General features: G+C 63.6%; 18 protein-coding genes. All 18 read left to right on the forward strand.

The genetic code is table 11. The annotated features are described in order from the left end of the window. The first annotated feature begins 19 nt into the window (after window positions 1–19). The 18 genes from aroB (at window position 20) to hisG (ending at window position 19,782) form a co-directional block, all read left to right on the forward strand. Window positions 20–1,111 (forward strand): 3-dehydroquinate synthase, encoded by a 1,092-nt coding sequence (aroB, locus tag CBY09_RS03510; RefSeq protein WP_094286480.1) that lies wholly within the window; start codon window positions 20–22, stop codon window positions 1,109–1,111. A 73-nt stretch (window positions 1,112–1,184) separates the two neighbouring features. Beyond that, window positions 1,185–2,357, forward strand: coding sequence for a deoxyguanosinetriphosphate triphosphohydrolase (locus CBY09_RS03515; RefSeq protein ID WP_094286482.1), 1,173 nt, complete (start codon window positions 1,185–1,187; stop codon window positions 2,355–2,357). A gap of 201 nt (window positions 2,358–2,558) precedes the next feature. Next, window positions 2,559–3,188: a DUF1415 domain-containing protein gene (locus CBY09_RS03520; RefSeq protein ID WP_240515570.1), complete on the forward strand. Its 630-nt coding sequence runs from the start codon at window positions 2,559–2,561 to the stop codon at window positions 3,186–3,188. Continuing rightward, window positions 3,185–4,129, forward strand: coding sequence for a class I SAM-dependent methyltransferase (locus CBY09_RS03525; RefSeq protein ID WP_240515571.1), 945 nt, complete (start codon window positions 3,185–3,187; stop codon window positions 4,127–4,129). The genes CBY09_RS03520 and CBY09_RS03525 overlap by 4 nt, the downstream gene beginning before the upstream one ends. A gap of 99 nt (window positions 4,130–4,228) precedes the next feature. After that, the gene (locus tag CBY09_RS03530; RefSeq protein ID WP_094286484.1) at window positions 4,229–4,933 is read left to right on the forward strand and encodes an REP-associated tyrosine transposase; all 705 of its coding nucleotides are present in this window, start codon (window positions 4,229–4,231) and stop codon (window positions 4,931–4,933) included. A 176-nt stretch (window positions 4,934–5,109) separates the two neighbouring features. Beyond that, on the forward strand, window positions 5,110–9,843 hold the full coding sequence (locus tag CBY09_RS03535; RefSeq protein ID WP_094286486.1) for a glutamate synthase-related protein: 4,734 nt from the start codon (window positions 5,110–5,112) through the stop codon (window positions 9,841–9,843). Window positions 9,844–9,890: 47 nt separating this feature from the next. Then, on the forward strand, window positions 9,891–11,369 hold the full coding sequence (locus CBY09_RS03540; RefSeq protein WP_094286488.1) for a glutamate synthase subunit beta: 1,479 nt from the start codon (window positions 9,891–9,893) through the stop codon (window positions 11,367–11,369). Window positions 11,370–11,692: 323 nt separating this feature from the next. Beyond that, complete coding sequence (locus CBY09_RS03545; RefSeq protein ID WP_094286490.1) at window positions 11,693–12,511, forward strand: ABC transporter ATP-binding protein; 819 nt, start codon at window positions 11,693–11,695, stop codon at window positions 12,509–12,511. After that, window positions 12,508–13,290 carry a lipid asymmetry maintenance ABC transporter permease subunit MlaE gene (gene mlaE, locus CBY09_RS03550; protein WP_094286492.1) on the forward strand — a complete coding sequence of 261 codons (783 nt, stop codon included), beginning with the start codon at window positions 12,508–12,510 and terminating at the stop codon, window positions 13,288–13,290. The genes CBY09_RS03545 and mlaE overlap by 4 nt, the downstream gene beginning before the upstream one ends. Before the next feature lie 36 nt (window positions 13,291–13,326). Beyond that, window positions 13,327–13,815, forward strand: coding sequence for an outer membrane lipid asymmetry maintenance protein MlaD (gene mlaD, locus CBY09_RS03555; protein WP_094286494.1), 489 nt, complete (start codon window positions 13,327–13,329; stop codon window positions 13,813–13,815). Then, window positions 13,812–14,612: an MlaA family lipoprotein gene (locus CBY09_RS03560; protein WP_094286496.1), complete on the forward strand. Its 801-nt coding sequence runs from the start codon at window positions 13,812–13,814 to the stop codon at window positions 14,610–14,612. Before mlaD ends, CBY09_RS03560 begins: the two co-directional genes overlap by 4 nt. Before the next feature lie 142 nt (window positions 14,613–14,754). Continuing rightward, on the forward strand, window positions 14,755–15,405 hold the full coding sequence (locus tag CBY09_RS03565; protein ID WP_094287961.1) for an MlaC/ttg2D family ABC transporter substrate-binding protein: 651 nt from the start codon (window positions 14,755–14,757) through the stop codon (window positions 15,403–15,405). 21 nt (window positions 15,406–15,426) lie between these two features. After that, window positions 15,427–15,699 (forward strand): STAS domain-containing protein, encoded by a 273-nt coding sequence (locus CBY09_RS03570; RefSeq protein WP_094286498.1) that lies wholly within the window; start codon window positions 15,427–15,429, stop codon window positions 15,697–15,699. A 94-nt stretch (window positions 15,700–15,793) separates the two neighbouring features. After that, the gene (locus tag CBY09_RS03575) at window positions 15,794–16,732 is read left to right on the forward strand and encodes an ABC transporter ATP-binding protein (RefSeq protein WP_094286500.1); all 939 of its coding nucleotides are present in this window, start codon (window positions 15,794–15,796) and stop codon (window positions 16,730–16,732) included. After that, window positions 16,729–17,484, forward strand: coding sequence for an ABC transporter permease (locus tag CBY09_RS03580; protein ID WP_094286502.1), 756 nt, complete (start codon window positions 16,729–16,731; stop codon window positions 17,482–17,484). Before CBY09_RS03575 ends, CBY09_RS03580 begins: the two co-directional genes overlap by 4 nt. A 16-nt stretch (window positions 17,485–17,500) precedes the next feature. After that, the gene (locus tag CBY09_RS03585) at window positions 17,501–17,743 is read left to right on the forward strand and encodes a BolA family protein (RefSeq protein WP_094286504.1); all 243 of its coding nucleotides are present in this window, start codon (window positions 17,501–17,503) and stop codon (window positions 17,741–17,743) included. 105 nt (window positions 17,744–17,848) lie between these two features. After that, entirely contained in the window at window positions 17,849–19,123 is a 1,275-nt protein-coding gene (gene murA, locus CBY09_RS03590) for a UDP-N-acetylglucosamine 1-carboxyvinyltransferase (RefSeq protein WP_094286506.1), read from the forward strand. Between the two features lie 11 nt (window positions 19,124–19,134). After that, window positions 19,135–19,782 (forward strand): ATP phosphoribosyltransferase, encoded by a 648-nt coding sequence (hisG, locus tag CBY09_RS03595; RefSeq protein WP_094287964.1) that lies wholly within the window; start codon window positions 19,135–19,137, stop codon window positions 19,780–19,782. Window positions 19,783–19,799: the final 17 nt, after the last annotated feature.

Here is a 19,799-nt window from a genome sequence, read left to right on the forward strand (position 1 = left end):
GTAAGAAATTGGCTGCTATATGGGTTTGGTAAAAATTGATTTAGGTGACAGAGCGTACGACATTCTGATTGCAGAGAGGGTGGATTTGGCTCGGTTCCTCGCAAACTCCAATGTTTGCACCCGGGTAGCCGTCGTTGTTACGAATGTGGTGGTCGCCAAGTTACATTTGAGCCGGGCCTTGGATTCACTCAGAAGCTCTTTTCAGGAGGTCTATGTCGTTGAACTTCCAGATGGCGAGGCCCACAAAACCTGGAATTCTTTAAATCAAATTTTCACTGCATTGCTGAAGTGGGAGTGTGATAGAAAAACTGTCATGTTTGCCCTCGGCGGAGGCGTGATTGGTGATTTGACAGGGTTTGCAGCAGCTACTTTCATGCGAGGTGTCCCCTTCGTTCAACTCCCGACCACATTACTGGCGCAGGTGGACTCCTCGGTGGGGGGGAAGACAGCGATCAATCACCCGTTAGGTAAAAACATGATCGGGGCTTTTTATCAGCCTCGCCTTGTTGTATGTGATCTGAGTACGCTTGAAACCCTGCCAGTCCGTGAGCTGCGCGCAGGTTTGGCGGAGGTCATTAAGTACGGACCCATTGCCGACATCGGATTTATGGAGTGGCTTGAGGGCTCCGTGGATAAGGTACTTGCGAAAGACTCAAGTGCACTTGCCCATGTTGTCCAGCGCAGCTGCGAAATCAAGGCATGGGTAGTGAGCCATGATGAAAAAGAAACCGGCTTGCGTGCCATTCTCAATTTCGGACACACCTTTGGTCACGCGATTGAAGCGGGCATGGGGTATGGCGTCTGGTTGCATGGGGAAGGGGTCGCTGCTGGCATGGTGATGGCGGCTGAGCTGTCCCGCCGGCTGGGGTTGGTGGATGCTGCGTTTGTGGAACGGCTCACTGCGCTGATTGCGCGGGCGGGTTTGCCGACAAAGGGGCCCGTGCTGGATCCGGCGGACAACGCGGGGCGCTATCTGGAGTTGATGCGCATCGACAAGAAGTCTGAAGGTGGGGAGATCCGGTTTGTGTTGATTGACGGGCCTGGCAAGGCCGTGGTGCGCGCAGCGCCCGATGCCTTGGTACGGGAGGTCATTGATGCGTGTTGCGATTGACGCAGCCAGGCGAGTCTGCTATTAAATATATAGCTAATAGCGTAAACTTGAAGCGCGCACAAGCCCATTTTTGATGCAGAGCTCTGATCAATTGCCCTGCGCTTCAGACCCCGCGCAGACACGGGGGCGGCGCTATCCGGAGCGGCCCGCACCGACACGCACCGAGTACCAGCGAGACCGTGATCGAATTGTCCATTCCACGGCATTTCGGCGCCTGGTTTACAAGACGCAGGTGTTCCTCAACCACGAAGGCGACCTGTTCCGCACCCGGTTGACCCATTCGCTGGAGGTGGCGCAGCTGGGGCGTTCCATTGCGCGGTCTCTGCAGATCAATGAAGACCTGGTAGAGGCGATCTCGCTGGCCCATGACCTGGGTCACACTCCCTTCGGACATGCGGGCCAGGATGCGCTGCATGGGTGCATGGCGGGGTTTGGCGGGTTCGAGCACAACCTGCAAAGCCTGCGTGTGGTGGACCGGCTCGAAGAGCGCTACCCACAGTACGATGGACTCAACCTCACCTTCGAGACGCGAGAGGGAGTCCTCAAGCATTGCTCCCGATCGCACGCAGAACAGTTGGAAGCCTCGGAGCCCGGCGGTGTCGGCAGCCGATTTTTAAGGCGTGAGCAGCCAAGTCTGGAGGCGCAGTTGTGCAACCTGGCGGACGAGATTGCTTACAACGCGCACGACATTGACGATGGCGTGCGGTCGGGCTTGATCAGCCTTGCGCAACTGCGCGACGTTCCCTTGTTCGATGCGTACCGGGCGGCGGCGCAGGCCGAGTACCCGGATCTCGCTTCGCCCAGCCTGCAGCGGCGACTGTTGTTCGAGGCCATCCGGCGCATGCTCAGTGCGCAGGTGTACGACGTGATTGACGCGACGCGGGAGGCCCTGCGCGAGCATGTGCCCGCCAGCGCTGATGAGGTTCGCCGGTGCCCGCCGCTGGTGCTGTTCAGTGGCGGAATGCGTGAACGATCTACAGCGCTCAAGCAGTTCCTGTTCCGGCACCTGTACCGGCATCCGCAGGTGATGGAGACGACGGGGCTGGCTCAGGAAATTGTGCGTGACCTTTTTGCCGCCTATGTGGCCGCACCGCAGGAGATGAAAGCGGCGTTTGCCCAGCAGGCGCTGGGGGGCGACGCCAGCATGCGGGCCCGCGCCGTGGCCGACTTCATTGCCGGGATGACGGACCGTTTTGCAGCGCGCGAACATGAGCGGCTGACGGGCCGCCGCCTGCTCGGCGGTTGAGGGCGTTTGGCCGCAGAGCTGCCCGGTCCAGGGTCTGTACCGGCCCCTGCATCAGCCCGTTGCCCATGTGCTCCATCGCCTGCGGCATGGCCGTCACTCTGTTTGCGTGCTGCACCGCGGTGTGACGTCTCCTGCGCCTCGGGCCGCGCCGAGGCCCCCGGTAAAATCAGACCCCGTTTCACTGTGCCTGCCTACGCGCCTATGACCTCCACCCCTTCCATCACCCCGATGGGCGCGTCCGATCCCGCAGCCCCGTTCATTCGTGACACCGTACGCTGGCTTGAAAAAGCCGTGATCGGGCTGAATCTGTGCCCGTTCGCCAAGGGCGTGCATGTCAAGGGGCAGATTCACTACGTGGTGGCGCTGACCGAGGACACCGACGCGGTGCTGTCGCTGCTGCGTGACGAGTTGCTGGCTTTGCAGAGCATTCCCACCGAGGTGCGGGACACGACCCTGCTGGTGCTGCCGCACTGTTTGCAGGATTTTCTGGACTTCAATGAATTTCTTGGTGATGCGGAAGGCCTGCTGGATGCCTTGGGGCTGGATGGCACCCTGCAAATTGCCAGCTTTCACCCTCAGTTCCAGTTTGCGGGCACTGACGTGGACGATGTGACCAACTGCACCAACCGTGCACCCTATCCCACGCTGCATCTGCTGCGCGAAGACAGCATCGACCGGGCCGTGGAGGTGTTCCCTGAGGCGGAAGCCATCTTTGAGCGGAACATGGAAGTGCTGGAGGGCCTGGGGATGGAGGGCTGGTTGGCGCTGGATGTGGGGGCGCACGCACCGGCGCCCGGTGCGGCGTCTGCCGAGGGGGGGAATGCGCGATGACGCAGAAGAAACCATCCTCCACGCCGCGCGGAGCCGGTGGGGCGATCCGCAAGCAACAGTCCCAGGCCAATGCCCAGGCTGCGGAGCTGTCCGAGCTGCGGCCCGGGCAGTCGGTGGAGCTGCTCAAGGAGCTGCACATCCTCACGCGCGAAGGGCGGCTGAACCAGGATTCGCGGCGCAAGCTCAAGCAGGTGTACCACCTGTTCAATTTCATCGAGCCACTGTTGACGGAGCTATCGGCGGACGGCGGTGGGCCGACCCTGGCAGACCATGGCGCGGGCAAGTCGTACCTGGGCTTCATCCTGTACGACCTGTATTTCAAGGCCCTGGGGCATGGCCATATCTACGGCGTCGAGACGCGGGCTGAGCTGGTCGAAAAATCTCGCCTGCTCGCGCAGCGGCTGGGTTTCGGCCGCATGTCCTTCCTCAACCTGTCGGTGGCCGAATCGTCAGCGGCCGACGAGTTGCCCGCGCAGATCGATGTGGTGACGGCCCTGCACGCCTGCGACACGGCCACGGACGATGCGATCGCCTTTGGTCTGGAGAAGAAGGCCCGTGCGATGGTGCTGGTGCCCTGCTGCCAGGCCGAGATGGCCGCCTGCCTGCGCCAGGGCAAGGCCCTGCAGCTGGCGCGCACGCCCTTGGCCGAGCTATGGCGGCACCCGCTGCACACCCGTGAGCTGGGCAGCCAGGTGACCAATGTGCTGCGCTGCCTGTATCTGGAGGCCAGTGGCTACCAAGTGACGGTGACCGAACTGGTCGGGTGGGAGCACAGCATGAAGAACGAACTCATCATCGCGCGCTACACCGGGCAGAAAAAGCGCAGCGCGGCCGAGCGCCTGCGTGCCATCCTGGTCGAGTTCGGGCTGGAAAAGGCCCTGGGGCCGCGTTTTGGGTTGGCGGCGGCTGCCAACGTGACAGAGGCGGCTGCTGCGGGCTGATTGCTTCACCCGTGCCTCAGCTGCGCGGCAGCGTCCTAGAGACTTTGAAATTGGGGACGGGTCTATGATGGCGCGCATTGCCTTCATCGACCACTTCCCATGGCCCGCCTTCCACGCCTGACCCTGCCAGGCCATCTGCACCACGTGATCCAGCGTGGCAACAACCGCCAGCCCATTTTTCAGGACGGCGAAGACTTCCACACCATGCTCGCCTTGCTGGCAGACAACGCGCTCCAGCACGGGGTGGCTGTCCATGCCTATGTGCTCATGGACAACCACTTCCACCTGCTGGTCACCCCCACATCGGCGGATGCTTTGCCGCAGATGATGCAGGCGGTGGGGCGGCGCTATGTGCAGTATTTCAACCGCCGCCATGCGCGCACCGGCACCTTGTGGGAAGGGCGCTACCGGTCTACCGTGCTGCAGGCCGACAAGTACCTGCTGCCTTGTATGGTGTACCTGGACCTCAACCCGGTGCGGGCAGGGCTGGTGGCGAATGCGGCAGACTACCCCTGGTCCAGCCATGCCCACTGGCGGGGCGTACGCAATGACCGCTTGCTCACGCCCCATGCGCTGTACTGGGCGCTGGGCAACACGCCGTTTGCCCGCGAGGCCGCCTATGCCGCGCTGGTGCAGACGGGAATCGGGTCGCAGGAGCAGGCGGCGCTCACGGCTTCGGCCCTGAGTGGATGGGCCTTGGGAGACACTGATTTCATCGAAGGTTTGCAAAAACAGACACCGCGCAGGGTGGCGGCGGGGCAGGCCGGGCGGCCAAAAAGCGTGAAGAAATCAGAGGAAAAATAGGCTTTTCCGCGCTACTGCATTGCCTTTATTGCTATTAAATTTAATATGTCCCCAATAAAATATCAAACTGAGATGCTCGGTTATTAAAAGGAATCTGACCCTAATTAATGTGCTTGCCAAACCATGTTGCAATGCACTAATCTCCCACTCCCTGCGAAAAATATGAGGAGTGCGCCATGACCACGGCTGCCGAGATCCAGCATCTGCAACAACACGGTTTGTATTCATCGGGTAACGAACACGACGCCTGCGGCCTCGGGTTTGTGGCCCACATCAAGGGTGTGAAGCGCCACGACATCGTGACGCAGGCCCTGAAGATCCTGGAAAACATCGACCACCGTGGTGCTGTGGGGGCCGACCCCCTGATGGGCGACGGCGCGGGCATCTTGATCCAGATCCCCGATGCGCTGTACCGCGAAGAGATGGCCAAGCAGGGCATCACGCTGCCCGCCGCCGGGGAATACGGCGTGGGCATGATCTTCCTGCCCAAGGAGCATGCCTCCCGTCTGGCCTGCGAGCAGGAGATGGAGCGCGCCATCAAGGCCGAAGGCCAGGTGCTGCTGGGTTGGCGCGATGTGCCGGTGAATGTGGACATGCCCATGTCGCCCACCGTGCGCAAGAAGGAGCCCATCCTGCGCCAGGTCTTCATTGGTCGTGGCAACGACGTGATCGTGCAGGACGCGCTGGAGCGCAAGCTGTATGTGATCCGCAAGACGGCCAGCGCCAACATCCAGGCCCTCAAGCTCAAGCACAGCAAGGAATACTACGTTCCGTCCATGTCCAGCCGCACCGTGGTCTACAAGGGCCTGCTGCTGGCCGACCAGGTGGGCGTGTACTACAAGGACCTGTCCGACGAGCGCTGCGTCTCGGCCATCGGCCTGGTGCACCAGCGCTTCTCCACCAACACCTTCCCCGAGTGGCCGCTGGCCCACCCCTACCGCTATGTGGCGCACAACGGTGAAATCAACACCGTCAAGGGCAACTACAACTGGATGAAGGCCCGCGAAGGCGTGATGGCATCGCCCGTGCTGGCTGCTGACCTGCAAAAGCTCTACCCCATCAGCTTTGCGGACCAGTCCGATACCGCCACGTTCGACAACTGCCTCGAACTGCTGACCATGGCCGGCTACCCCATCAGCCAGGCCGTGATGATGATGATCCCCGAGCCCTGGGAGCAGCACACCACCATGGATGAGCGCCGCCGCGCCTTCTATGAATACCACGCCGCCATGCTGGAGCCCTGGGACGGCCCGGCCTCCATCGTGTTCACAGACGGCCGCCAGATCGGCGCTACGCTGGACCGCAACGGCCTGCGTCCCTCGCGCTACTGCATCACCGATGACGATCTGGTCATCATGGGCTCCGAGTCGGGCGTGCTGCCCGTGCCCGAGAACAAGATCGTGCGCAAGTGGCGCCTGCAGCCCGGCAAGATGTTCCTGATCGACCTGGAACAAGGCCGCATGATTGACGACGACGAGCTGAAGGCCAACGTCGTCAATACCAAGCCCTACAAGCAGTGGATCGAGAACCTGCGCATCAAGCTTGACAGCATCGAAGCCGGTGCCCAGGCGGCTGCGCCCCAGTCTGCAGACCTGCCGCTGCTGGACCGCCAGCAGGCTTTTGGCTACACCCAGGAAGACATCAAGTTCCTGATGGCGCCCATGGCCAAGAACGGCGAAGAAGGCATCGGCTCCATGGGCAACGACAGCCCGCTGGCCGTGCTTTCGGGCAAGAACAAGCCGCTGTACAACTACTTCAAGCAGTTGTTTGCGCAGGTGACCAACCCGCCGATCGATCCGATCCGCGAGGCCATCGTGATGTCGCTCAACAGCTTCATTGGCCCCAAGCCCAACCTGCTGGACATCAACCAGGTCAACCCACCGATGCGGCTCGAAGTGAGCCAGCCCGTGCTCGACTTTGCCGACATGGCCAAGCTGCGCAACATCGCGCAGTACACGCAAGGCAAGTTCAAGAGCGTCACCATCGACATCACCTACCCGCTGAGCTGGGGCCGTGAGGGCGTGGAAGCCAAGCTGGCCTCGCTGTGCGCGCAGGCGGTGGACGCGATTAAGGGAGGTGCCAACATCCTCATCATCAGCGACCGCGCCGTAAGCGCGACGCAGGTGGCCATCCCCGCGCTGCTGGCGCTGTCGGCCATCCACCAGCACCTGGTGGGCACGGGCCTGCGCACCACGGCCGGCCTGGTGGTCGAGACGGGCACCGCGCGCGAAGTGCACCACTTTGCCGTGCTGGCAGGCTACGGAGCCGAGGCCGTGCACCCCTACCTGGCCATGGAAACCCTGGCCGAGATGCACAAGGACCTGGGTGGCGACCTGTCGGCCGACAAGGCCATTTACAACTACGTCAAGGCGATTGGCAAGGGCCTGTCCAAGATCATGTCCAAGATGGGCGTGAGCACCTACATGTCCTACTGCGGCGCGCAGCTGTTCGAGGCCATCGGTCTGAACACCGAAACCGTGGGCAAGTATTTCACCGGCACTGCCAGCCGCGTGGAAGGCATTGGCGTGTTCGAGATTGCCGAAGAAGCCATCCGAATGCACAAGGCCGCGTTTGGTGACGACCCCGTGCTCGAAACCATGCTGGATGCTGGCGGCGAATACGCCTGGCGCGCCCGGGGCGAAGACCACATGTGGACACCCGACGCGATTGCCAAGCTGCAGCACAGCACGCGTGCCAACAACTGGAACACGTACAAGGAATACGCCCAGATCATTAACGACCAGAGCAAGCGCCACATGACGCTGCGCGGCCTGTTCGAGTTTAAGATCGACCCCTCCAAGGCTATCTCCATCGACGAGGTCGAGCCCGCCAAGGAAATCGTCAAGCGCTTCGCCACCGGCGCCATGTCGCTGGGCTCCATCTCTACCGAGGCGCACGCCACGCTGGCGGTAGCCATGAACCGCATTGGCGGCAAGAGCAACACGGGCGAGGGCGGCGAAGACGAGCGCCGCTACCGCAACGAACTCAAGGGCATCCCGATCAAGAAGGGCGACAGCCTCAAGAGCGTGATTGGTGCCGAGAACGTTGAAGTCGATCTGCCTCTGCAAGACGGCGACTCGCTGCGCAGCCGCATCAAGCAGGTCGCGTCGGGCCGCTTCGGCGTGACGGCTGAGTACCTGTCGTCGGCCGACCAGATTCAGATCAAGATGGCCCAGGGCGCCAAGCCCGGCGAAGGCGGCCAGCTGCCGGGTGGCAAGGTCTCCAACTACATCGGCAAGCTGCGCCACAGTGTGCCCGGTGTGGGCCTGATCTCGCCCCCGCCGCACCACGACATCTATTCGATTGAAGATCTGGCCCAGCTGATCCACGACCTGAAGAACGTGGCGCCGCACGCAGGCATCAGCGTCAAGCTGGTGTCCGAGGTGGGCGTGGGCACCATCGCCGCAGGCGTGGCCAAGTGCAAGAGCGACCACGTGGTGATCGCCGGCCATGACGGCGGCACGGGCGCTTCGCCCTGGTCGTCCATCAAGCACGCAGGCGGCCCCTGGGAAATCGGCCTGGCCGAAACCCAGCAGACCCTGGTGCTGAACCGCCTGCGTGGCCGCATTCGCGTGCAGGCCGACGGCCAGATGAAGACCGGCCGCGACGTGGCCATCGGCGCGCTGCTGGGGGCGGACGAATTTGGCTTCGCCACCGCTCCGTTGGTGGTCGAGGGCTGCATCATGATGCGCAAGTGCCACCTGAACACCTGCCCCGTGGGCGTGGCCACGCAGGACCCCGAGCTGCGCAAGAAGTTCTCGGGCAAGCCCGAGCATGTGGTGAACTACTTCTTCTTCATCGCAGAAGAAGTGCGCCAGATCATGGCCCAGCTGGGCATCCGCAAGTTCGACGACCTGATCGGCCGCACCGACCTGCTCGACATGCGCCAGGGACTGGAGCACTGGAAGGCACGTGGCCTGGACTTCAGCCGCCTGTTTGCCCAGCCCAATGTGCCTGCCGATGTGCCGCGCTTCCACGTGGATGTGCAAGACCACAACATCGAGCACACGCTGGACCGCAAGCTCATCGAGCGCAGCAAGCCCGCCATCGACAAGGGCGAGCGCGTGCAGTTCATCGAAGTTGCGCGCAATGTGAACCGCTCTGTGGGCGCCATGCTCTCCGGGGCTGTGACACGCGCCCACCCCGAAGGCCTGCCGGACGACACGATCCGCATCCAGCTCGAAGGCACGGGCGGGCAGTCGTTCGGTGCGTTCCTCACGCGCGGCATCACCCTGTACCTGATCGGCGACGCGAACGACTACACGGGCAAGGGCCTGTCGGGTGGCCGTGTGGTGGTGCGCCCCAGCATCGACTTCCGGGGCGATGCCGTGCGCAACACCATCGTCGGCAACACGGTGATGTACGGCGCCACCACGGGTGAGGCTTTCTTCAGTGGTGTGGCCGGCGAGCGCTTTGCCGTGCGCCTGTCGGGTGCCACGGCGGTGGTGGAGGGCACGGGCGACCACGGTTGCGAGTACATGACCGGCGGCACGGTGCTGGTGCTGGGCAAGACCGGCCGCAACTTTGCGGCGGGCATGAGCGGTGGTGTGGCCTACGTCTATGACGAAGACGGCCAGTTCGACACGCGCTGCAACATGTCCATGGTCACGCTGGAACGCATCCTGCCTGCCACCGAGCAGGAGGCCACCGTGCCCCGCGCCATCTGGCACAACGGCCAGACGGACGAGGCCCAGCTCAAGAAGCTGCTGGAAGACCACAACCGCTGGACAGGCAGCAAGCGCGCGCGTGAGTTGCTGGACAACTGGGCCGCATCGCGCAGCAAGTTCGTCAAGGTCTTCCCGACCGAGTACAAGCGTGCGTTGGCTGAAATTTATGAACGGAAAGTGCTGGAGGAGTCCGCTACACCGGCGGTAGCTGCTACCAAAAAAGAAGTGGCCCCCGCCAAGTAAGGCAACGCCACCCCCTTCGCACAGCATTCATAGACAAGGACATCGTCATGGGAAAAACTACTGGCTTCATGGAATACGAGCGCATCGAAGAGGGCTACAAGCCCGTGCCCGAGCGCCTGAAGCACTACAAGGAATTTGTCATCGGCCTCGACGAGAGCCAGGCCAAGGTGCAGGGCGCCCGCTGCATGGACTGCGGTACGCCGTTCTGCAACAACGGCTGCCCGGTGAACAACATCATTCCGGACTTCAACGACCTGGTGTACCACCAGGACTGGAAGAGCGCGATCGAGGTGCTGCACAGCACCAACAACTTCCCCGAGTTCACCGGCCGCATCTGCCCCGCCCCCTGCGAGGCCGCCTGCGTGCTCAACGTGAACGACGACGCCGTGGGCATCAAGTCCATCGAGCACGCGATCATTGACCGCGCCTGGGAAGAGGGCTGGGTCAAGCCCCGCCCCGCCAAGCACCAGACGGGCAAGAAAGTGGCCGTGGTGGGTTCGGGCCCCGCAGGCCTGGCCGCTGCCCAGCAACTGGCCCGTGCAGGTCACAGCGTCACGTTGTTTGAAAAGAATGACCGCGTGGGCGGCCTGCTGCGCTACGGCATCCCTGACTTCAAGATGGAGAAGTCGCACATCGACCGCCGCGTCAAGCAGCTTGAAGCCGAAGGCGTGGTCATCCGCACCAGCGTGTTTGTGGGCGCCGCCAAGGACGGCCTGGGCAAGGACTCCAAGGTCACCAACTGGGCCAAGGAGACCGTCACGCCAGAGCAGCTGAACAAGGAGTTTGACGCCGTGCTGCTGACTGGTGGCGCCGAGCAATCGCGCGACCTGCCCGTGCCCGGCCGCGACCTCGATGGCATCCACTTCGCCATGGAGTTCCTGCCCCAGCAGAACAAGGTCAACGCGGGCGACAAGCTCAAGGGCCAGATCCGCGCCGATGGCAAGCATGTCATCGTGATCGGTGGCGGCGACACCGGCAGCGACTGCGTAGGCACCAGCAACCGCCACGGTGCGGCCAGCGTCACCCAGTTCGAGGTGATGCCCCAGCCCCCCGAGGTGGAAAACCGTCCCCTGACGTGGCCCTACTGGCCGCTGAAGCTGCGCACCAGCTCCAGTCATGAAGAAGGCTGCGTGCGCGAGTTCGCCATCTCTACCAAGGAGTTCACGGGCGAAAAGGGCAAGGTCAAGAGCCTGACGACCGTGCAGGTTGAGTTCAAGGACGGCAAGCTGGTGGAAATTCCTGGCACCGAAAAGCACTACCAAGCCGACCTGGTGCTGCTGGCCATGGGCTTTGTGAGCCCCGTGGCTGCGGTGCTCGACGCCTTTGGCGTGGACAAGGACGCCCGTGGCAACGCCCGCGCAACCACCGATTTCGATGGCGGCTATGCCACCAACGTGCCCAAGGTGTTTGCGGCCGGTGACATCCGCCGGGGCCAGTCGCTGGTGGTCTGGGCCATCCGCGAAGGCCGCCAAGCGGCGCGCGCGGTGGACGAGTTCCTCATGGGCTACTCGGACCTGCCCCGCTGATCGCCCGCACGGGGTTCGAGCAACAGCGGCGCCTGCGGGCGCCGCTTTTTTGTGGGGTCTTGGGGCGCGAGGCCGACCTGCGCTGTCCAGGGTAAAACCGTGGGATCCGCCACACTTGCGCTTTGTTGGCACAATCGGGTGTCCTGTCAATCCGGGGTTGCCTCTGCCTGGGCGCGCTGCAGCCCCTCGCGCCCTGTGCCAATTTTTACAAACATGCGTGAATGTATGTTTGTGTCTTCGGCTACCATCGCGGCTCGCTTCCCAAGGGGGCTTGCCGGATGCTGAGTGGGCAGGTCCCGGATTTCCACCATCCCTTTTCTCGCATGCCCGAGCCGTCCTTTCTCGCCGAACTGCGCAATGTCACCTTTTCCTACGGTGACCGCGCCATCCTGCGCGACGTTTCGCTCTCGGTGCCACGGGGCAAGGTCACGGCGCTCATGGGGGCGTCGGGCGGTGGCAAGACCACGGTGCTGCGCCTGATTGGGGGCCAGCAGAAGGCCCAGAGTGGCCAAGTGCTGTTTGATGGCCAGGACGTGGGTCGCATGGACGTCGCGGCCTTGTATGCGGCGCGTCGGCGCATGGGCATGCTTTTCCAGTTCGGGGCGCTGTTCACCGACCTCAGCGTGTTCGAGAACGTCGCCTTCCCGCTGCGCGAGCACACCGACCTGTCCGAAGCCCTGATCCGTGACGTGGTGCTCATGAAGCTGCACGCGGTGGGTCTGCGCGGTGCGCGCGACCTGGCGCCCAGCCAGATATCGGGTGGCATGGCACGCCGCGTGGCCCTGGCCCGCGCGATCGTGCTGGACCCGGAGCTGGTCATGTACGACGAGCCCTTTGCGGGCCTGGACCCGATTTCGCTGGGCACGGCGGCCCAATTGATCCGCCAGCTCAATGACGCCATGGGCCTGACCAGCATCATCGTCTCGCACGATCTGGAAGAAACCTTCCGGCTCGCGGACCACGTGATCATCCTCGGCGAGGGCGTGGTCGCCGCCCAGGGTACACCCGACGAGGTGCGCGCCAGCCGCGACCCGCTGGTGCACCAGTTTGTAAATGCCCTGCCTGCGGGGCCCGTGCCGTTCCACTACCCGTCGCCCGATCCGGCCCAGGACTTCGGCCCGGAAGGGGGGCGCCGGTCATGAGCTGGTACAGGCCTTCGGATGTCGGCTTTGCCGTGCGCCAGCAACTGGCGGACATCGGCCTGGGCGCGCGCCTGTTCTTCCGGCTGCTGCGGCTGGCGGGGGCGACCTTTGTGCGGCCCGGGCTGGTGCGCGACCAGATCCACTTTCTGGGCAACTACTCACTGGCCATCATTGCGGTCTCGGGCCTGTTTGTGGGTTTTGTGCTGGGGCTGCAGGGCTACTACACGCTGCAGCGCTATGGGTCCTCCGAGGCCCTGGGCCTGCTGGTGGCGTTGAGCCTGGTGCGCGAGCTGGGGCCCGTGGTCACGGCGCTGCTGTTTGCGGGGCGGGCTGGTACATCGCTCACGGCCGAGATCGGGCTGATGCGCGCGGGCGAGCAGCTCAGCGCCATGGAGATGATGGCCGTGGACCCGGTGCAGCGCATCCTGGCGCCGCGTTTCTGGGCCGGGGTGATCACGATGCCCCTGCTGGCGGCGGTGTTCAGCGCAGTGGGCATCATTGGCGGCTGGGTGGTGGGCGTGCTCATGATCGGCATCGACCCCGGGGCCTTCTGGAGCCAGATGCAGGGCGGGGTGGATGTCTGGAAAGACCTGGGCAACGGCGTGCTCAAAAGTGTGGTCTTCGGTTTCACCGTGACCTTTGTGGCACTTTTGCAGGGCTACGTGGCCAAGCCCACGCCTGAGGGCGTTTCGCGCGCCACCACGCGCACGGTGGTCATGGCGTCCCTGGCGGTGCTGGCGCTGGACTTCGTGCTCACGGCCCTGATGTTCAGTATCTGACGCTGGCGAAGCTGGCGCGCAAAGGAATCCAAGACAATGCAACGTTCCAAAAATGATCTCTGGGTGGGGCTCTTTGTGATGCTCGGCACGGTGGCGCTGGTGTTTCTGGCGCTGCAGTCGGCCAACCTGCTGAGCCTGAACTTCCAGCCGGGCTACCAGATCACGGCGCGCTTCGACAACATTGGCGGCCTCAAGCCCCAGGCGGCGGTGCGCAGCGCCGGTGTGGTGGTGGGGCGGGTACAGGCAATTACCTTTGATGACAAGACCTACCAAGCGCGGGTGACGCTGGCGATGGAAAACCGCTACGCTTTCCCCAGGGATAGCTCGCTCAAGATCCTCACCAGCGGCCTGCTGGGTGAGCAGTACATCGGCATCGAGGCCGGTGCGGACGAGAAAAACCTGGTGGCGGGCGACATGGTCACGGCGACCCAGTCGGCCGTGGTGCTGGAAAACCTCATTGGACAATTTCTTTACAGCAAGGCCGAAGACGGCAGCAAACCTGCTGGGACAGGTGGCAAAAAATGACGAACTCTCACGACACAACCCCGGCCCCCCACGCAACACGCGGGGCTTTGGCGGCGCGCCTGGTGACCTGCCTGGGGCTTTTGCTGGGCGCTGCGCTGCTGACGGGCTGCGCCACGGTGGCCAACCCCGACCCGCGTGACCCGCTGGAGTCCTACAACCGCAGCATGACCAACTTCAATGAGCATGTGGATGCGATGGTGCTCAAGCCGGTGGCGATTGCCTATAAGGAGGTCACGCCCGCGCCCGTGCGCACCGGGGTGAGCAACTTCTTTGCGAACCTGGGTGATGTGTGGTCGTTCGTGAACAACGTGCTGCAGCTGCGTGGCGAAGCCGCCGCCTCTACCTTCATGCGGGTGAATGTGAACACCTTCATGGGCATTGGCGGTGTGCTGGACATTGCCAGCGAGCTGGGCATCGACCGCTACAAGCAGGATTTCGGCCTGACGCTGGGCTACTGGGGCATGGGCACCGGTCCGTATCTCGTGCTGCCGATCCTGGGGCCCTCCACGGTGCGTGACACCCTGGCCCTGCCGGTGGACATGAAGGGCAATGTGGTGAGCTACGTGGACCCGGTTTCGGCACGCAATTCGCTCTATGCGCTGCGCATTGTGGACACGCGGGCCAACCTGCTGCGTGCCAGCTCGGTGCTCGACAGCGCGGCGCTGGACAAGTACAGCTTCACGCGCGACGTGTTCCTGCAGGTGCGCAGCCAGCAGGCCGGCACGCCGTTCAATGGCGACGACAAGAGCGAGGCCAATGGCAACGACGGCGTACTGCCCGAAGAGCCTCCGCGCTGAACAACCCCGCCGGATGCTCCAACAGACAGTCGGTGCCTGTTGCACTTGCTTGCAATCCGCAACCTCAGCGAAGTATGCGGGCGCACCCAGGCCACCACAATGATTTGACGGGCATCAGCCCGCGCTGATGAAAGCCAAGAACATGATGAACCGACGTACCCTGGGCCGCAGTGCCCTGAGCCTGGCTGCCGCAATGGCACTGTCTCTGGGCCTGTCCGCACCCGCCCTGGCGGCCGATGAAGCCCCCGATGCGCTGATCAAGCGCCTGTCTGCCGATGTACTTTCCACCGTCAAAGCTGACAAAGCCATCCAGGCTGGCGATCTGTCCAAGGTGATCGCGCTGGTGGACAAGACCGTCATGCCCAACGTCAACTTTCGCCGCATGACGGCAGCGGCCGTGGGCCCCGGCTGGCGCCAGGCCACGCCCGAGCAGCAAAAGCGCCTGCAGGAGGAGTTCAAGATCCTGCTCGTGCGCACCTACGCCGGTGCGCTGGCCCAGGTCAACGACCAGACCATCCAGGTCAAGCCCCTGCGTGCGGCGGCCGAAGACAAGGACGTGCTGGTGCGCACCGAAATCGTGGGCCGGGGCGACCCCATCCAGCTCGACTACCGGCTCGAAAAGACCCCCGGCGACGGCGCAGGCTGGAAGATCTACAACCTGAACGTGCTGGGCGTGTGGCTGGTGGAAACTTACCGAGGCCAATTTGCGCAGGAAATCAACGCCAAGGGCATCGACGGCCTGATCGAGACCCTGGTTGCACGCAACAAGACCAACAACACCACCAAGGGTTGAAACGGTGTGACCGAATCCGCCATGCTGGTACTGCCCCACGAACTCACCCACCGCCAGGCCACGGCCTGCCTGCAGATGCTGCTGCAAGGCCTGCGGGTGCACCGCGAAAGTGGCGTGGTGGTGGACGCGAGCGCCATGGCGGTGTTCGACAGCTCGGCGCTGGCGGTGCTGCTGGAGTGCCGGCGCGAGGCGCTGTCGGTGGGCAAGACCTTTGCCGTGCAGGGCCTGCCCCCGGCGCTGCGCGGCATGGCGGGCCTGTATGGTGTGGGCACCTTGCTCACGCCGGTGTCCTGAAGCGGGTTCAGAGTCTCGGCCCCGAGGGCGCACAGGCTGCTGCCTGCCCCCTCCCCAACGCGGCTCAAGGCAAGGCCGTAAAATCGACGGCTTCATGCCCGCAGTCTCCTTCCAAGCCATCTCCAAGACCTTTGCCACGCCCAAAGGCCCTTTCCAGGCACTGAACCAGGTGAACCTGGACATTGAGGAGGGCGAGTTCTTCGGGCTCCTCGGCCCCAACGGCGCCGGTAAAACCACCCTCATCAGTATCCTGGCGGGCCTGGCGCGTGCCAGCAGCGGCCGCGTGCTGGTGCAGGGCAGCGATGTGCAGGCCCAGTACGGCGAGGCCCGCCGCAAACTCGGCATCGTGCCGCAGGAGCTGGTGTTCGACCCTTTTTTCAACGTGCGCGAGACGCTGCGCATCCAGTCCGGTTACTTCGGGGTGAAGAACAACGACGCCTGGATCGACGAACTGCTCGAAAACCTGGGCCTGGCCGACAAGGCCAACGCCAACATGCGCCAACTCTCGGGCGGCATGAAGCGCCGCGTGCTGGTGGCGCAGGCGCTGGTGCACAAACCGCCCATCATCGTGCTCGACGAGCCCACGGCGGGCGTGGACGTGGAGCTGCGCCAGACCCTGTGGCAGTTCATCGCCCGCCTGAACAAGGAAGGGCACACCGTGCTGCTCACCACCCACTACCTCGAAGAAGCCGAAGCCCTGTGTGGGCGCATTGCCATGCTCAAGGCCGGGCAGGTGGTGGCGCTCAACCGCACCAGCGAACTGCTCAAGGCCGCCTCGGGCAGCGTGCTGCAGTTCAAGACCGACACGGCCCTGCCGCCCGCGCTGGCTGCCGTGGCGCGGGTCACCGGCCGCATCGTCCAGTTGCCCGCCCACGACGCGGCAGAGATCGAAAGCCACCTGGCCGCGTTGCGTGTGGCCGGGGTCGAGGTGCAGGACATGGAGATCCGCCGGCCTGATCTGGAAGACGTGTTCTTGCAGGTGATGTCGGGCACCTCGGCGTCCAATATTCCCTTGTCCGAGGTGGCGCTATGACGGGCTGGCAAACGCTTTTTTATAAAGAAGTGCTGCGTTTCTGGAAGGTGAGTTTCCAGACCGTCGCGGCCCCCGTGCTCACCGCCGTGCTGTACCTGCTGATCTTCGGCCATGTGCTCGAAGACCATGTGAAGGTCTACGACCGCATCAGCTACACGGCCTTCCTCGTGCCGGGTCTCGTGATGATGAGCGTGTTGCAGAACGCCTTTGCCAACAGCTCGTCCAGCATCATCCAGAGCAAGATCATGGGCAGCCTGGTGTTTGTGCTGCTCACGCCGCTGTCGCACTGGGCGTGGTTCTGCGCTTACGTGGGCTCGTCCATCGTGCGCGGGCTGGTGGTGGGCCTGGGCGTGTTCATCGTCACGCTGGCGTTTGCGCGGCCCGAATTTGCGGCGCCGCTGTGGATTCTGGCCTTTGCCCTGCTGGGCGCGGCGTTGCTGGCCACGCTGGGGTTGATTGCGGGGCTCTGGGCCGACAAGTTCGACCAGATGGCCGCGTTCCAGAACTTCATCATCGTGCCCATGACCTTCCTGTCGGGCGTGTTCTATTCGATCCAGTCGCTCCCCGCCTTCTGGCAGGCCGTGAGCCACCTCAACCCGTTCTTCTACATGATCGACGGTTTCCGCTACGGCTTCTTTGGTCAGAGCGACACCTCGCCCTGGCTCAGCCTGGGCATCGTGGGCATCGCCTGGCTGGCCGTGAGCGCGCTGGCCGTGCACCTCTTGCGCACGGGCTACAAAATCCGTCACTGATTCCGAGCGCCCCACCATGACCGCTGACCAACTCAAAGACATCATCACCGCTGGCCTGGCCTGCGAACACATCACCCTTGAAGGCGATGGCCGCCACTGGTACGCGACCATCGTCTCGGCCGAGTTCGAGGGCAAGCGCGCCATCCAACGCCACCAGCGCGTGTACGCCACGCTGGGCGCGAAAATGCACACCGATGAGGTGCATGCGCTGTCGATGAAAACCTTGACCCCCGCCGAGTGGGCGGCGCAGGCGCAGTAAGTACGCAGCGCAGCGTGCCGTATCAATTGCTCATATTTTTATAGCTATCAGCGCATGATAGACGCGCGGTAGAGCCCATTTTTATTCATATTCTGGTTATTTGACATGGACAAACTCCTGATTCGCGGCGGACGCAGCTTGCAGGGCGAGGTGCTGGTCTCCGGCGCCAAGAACGCCGCATTGCCGGAGTTGTGCGCTGCCCTGCTCACGGCCGAACCCGTGACCCTGCTCAACGTGCCGCAGCTGCAGGATGTGAGCACCATGCTCAAGCTCATCCGCAACATGGGCGTGGTGGCCGAGCGTGCCGACGACGGCACGGTGCGCATTGATGCCAGCGGCCTGAATACGCCCGAAGCTCCTTATGAGCTGGTCAAGACCATGCGCGCTTCGGTGCTGGCCCTGGGCCCGCTGCTCGCGCGCTTTGGCGAGGCCACGGTATCGCTGCCCGGCGGCTGCGCCATCGGTTCGCGCCCGGTGGACCAGCACATCAAGGGCCTGGCCGCCATGGGCGCCGAAATCGTGGTGGAGCATGGTTACATCATTGCCAAGCTGCCTGCAGGCTGGAAGCGTCTGAAGGGCGCGCGCATCACCACCGACATGGTTACGGTGACGGGCACCGAAAACTTTCTCATGGCCGCCGCGCTGGCGGAGGGCGAGACGGTGCTAGAAAACGCCGCGCAAGAGCCCGAGATTTCGGACCTGGCCGAGATGCTGATCGCCATGGGCGCAAAGATCGAAGGCCACGGCACCAGCCGCATCCGCATCCAGGGCGTTGAGAAGCTGCACGGCTGCACCCACCGCGTGGTGGCCGACCGCATCGAGGCAGGCACCTTCCTGTGCGCCGTGGCCGCCACGGGCGGTGATGTGGTGCTGCGCCATGGCCGCGCCGACCACCTGGACGCCGTTATCGAAAAGCTGCGCGAAGCCGGTGCCGATGTGCAGGCGGTGGAAGGCGGCATCCGTGTGAAGAGCCCGGGTGGCGCCACGCTCAAGGCCCAGGGGTTTCGCACCACCGAGTACCCCGGTTTCCCCACCGACATGCAGGCCCAGTTCATGGCGCTCAACTGCATCGCCCAGGGCACGGCCACGGTGACTGAGACGATTTTTGAAAACCGTTTCATGCACGTCAACGAGCTGGTGCGCCTGGGCGCCAAAATTCAGGTGGATGGCAAGGTGGCTGTGATCGAAGGCGTGCCCCGCCTGTCCGGCGCCACCGTGATGGCCACCGACCTGCGCGCCTCGGCCAGCCTGGTCATCGCTGGCCTGGTGGCCGACGGCGAGACCGTGCTGGACCGCATCTATCACCTGGACCGTGGTTACGACTGCATGGAAGCCAAACTGCGCGGCATCGGCGCCGACATCGAACGAGTAAAAGCATGAGCAGCAGCAACATGATCACCCTGGCGCTTTCCAAGGGCCGCATCTTTGACGAAACCCTGCCGCTGCTGGCCGCTGCAGGCATCGAGGTGCTCGAAGACCCCGAAAAGTCGCGCAAGCTCATCCTGCCCACCAACCAGCCCAATGTGCGTGTGGTGCTGGTGCGCGCCACCGACGTGCCCACCTATGTGGAATACGGCGGCGCCGACATCGGCGTGACGGGCAAGGACACCCTCATCGAACACGGTGGCCAAGGCCTGTACCAGCCGCTGGACCTGCAGATCGCCAAGTGCCGCGTGAGCGTGGCCGTGCGCAATGACTTCGATTACGAGCGCGCCGTCAAGCAGGGCGCACGCCTGAAGGTTGCCACCAAATACACCAGCATCGCCCGCGACTTCTTCGCGACCAAGGGCGTGCACGTGGACATGGTCAAGCTCTACGGCAGCATGGAGCTGGCGCCGCTGACCGGCCTGGCCGATGCCATCGTGGACCTGGTCTCCACCGGCAACACGCTCAAGGCCAACCACCTGGTGGAGGTCGAGCGCATCATGGACATCAGCTCCTACCTGGTTGTGAACCAGGCCGCGCTCAAGCTCAAGCAGGCGCCGCTGCGCCGCATCATTGATGCATTTGCATCGGCCATCCCTGCGCCAAAGAACTGAAACCAACTGTAGAACGC

Origin of the sequence: Acidovorax kalamii (assembly GCF_002245625.1) — a bacterium.
Classification (GTDB): Bacteria; Pseudomonadota; Gammaproteobacteria; order Burkholderiales; family Burkholderiaceae_C; genus Acidovorax; species Acidovorax kalamii.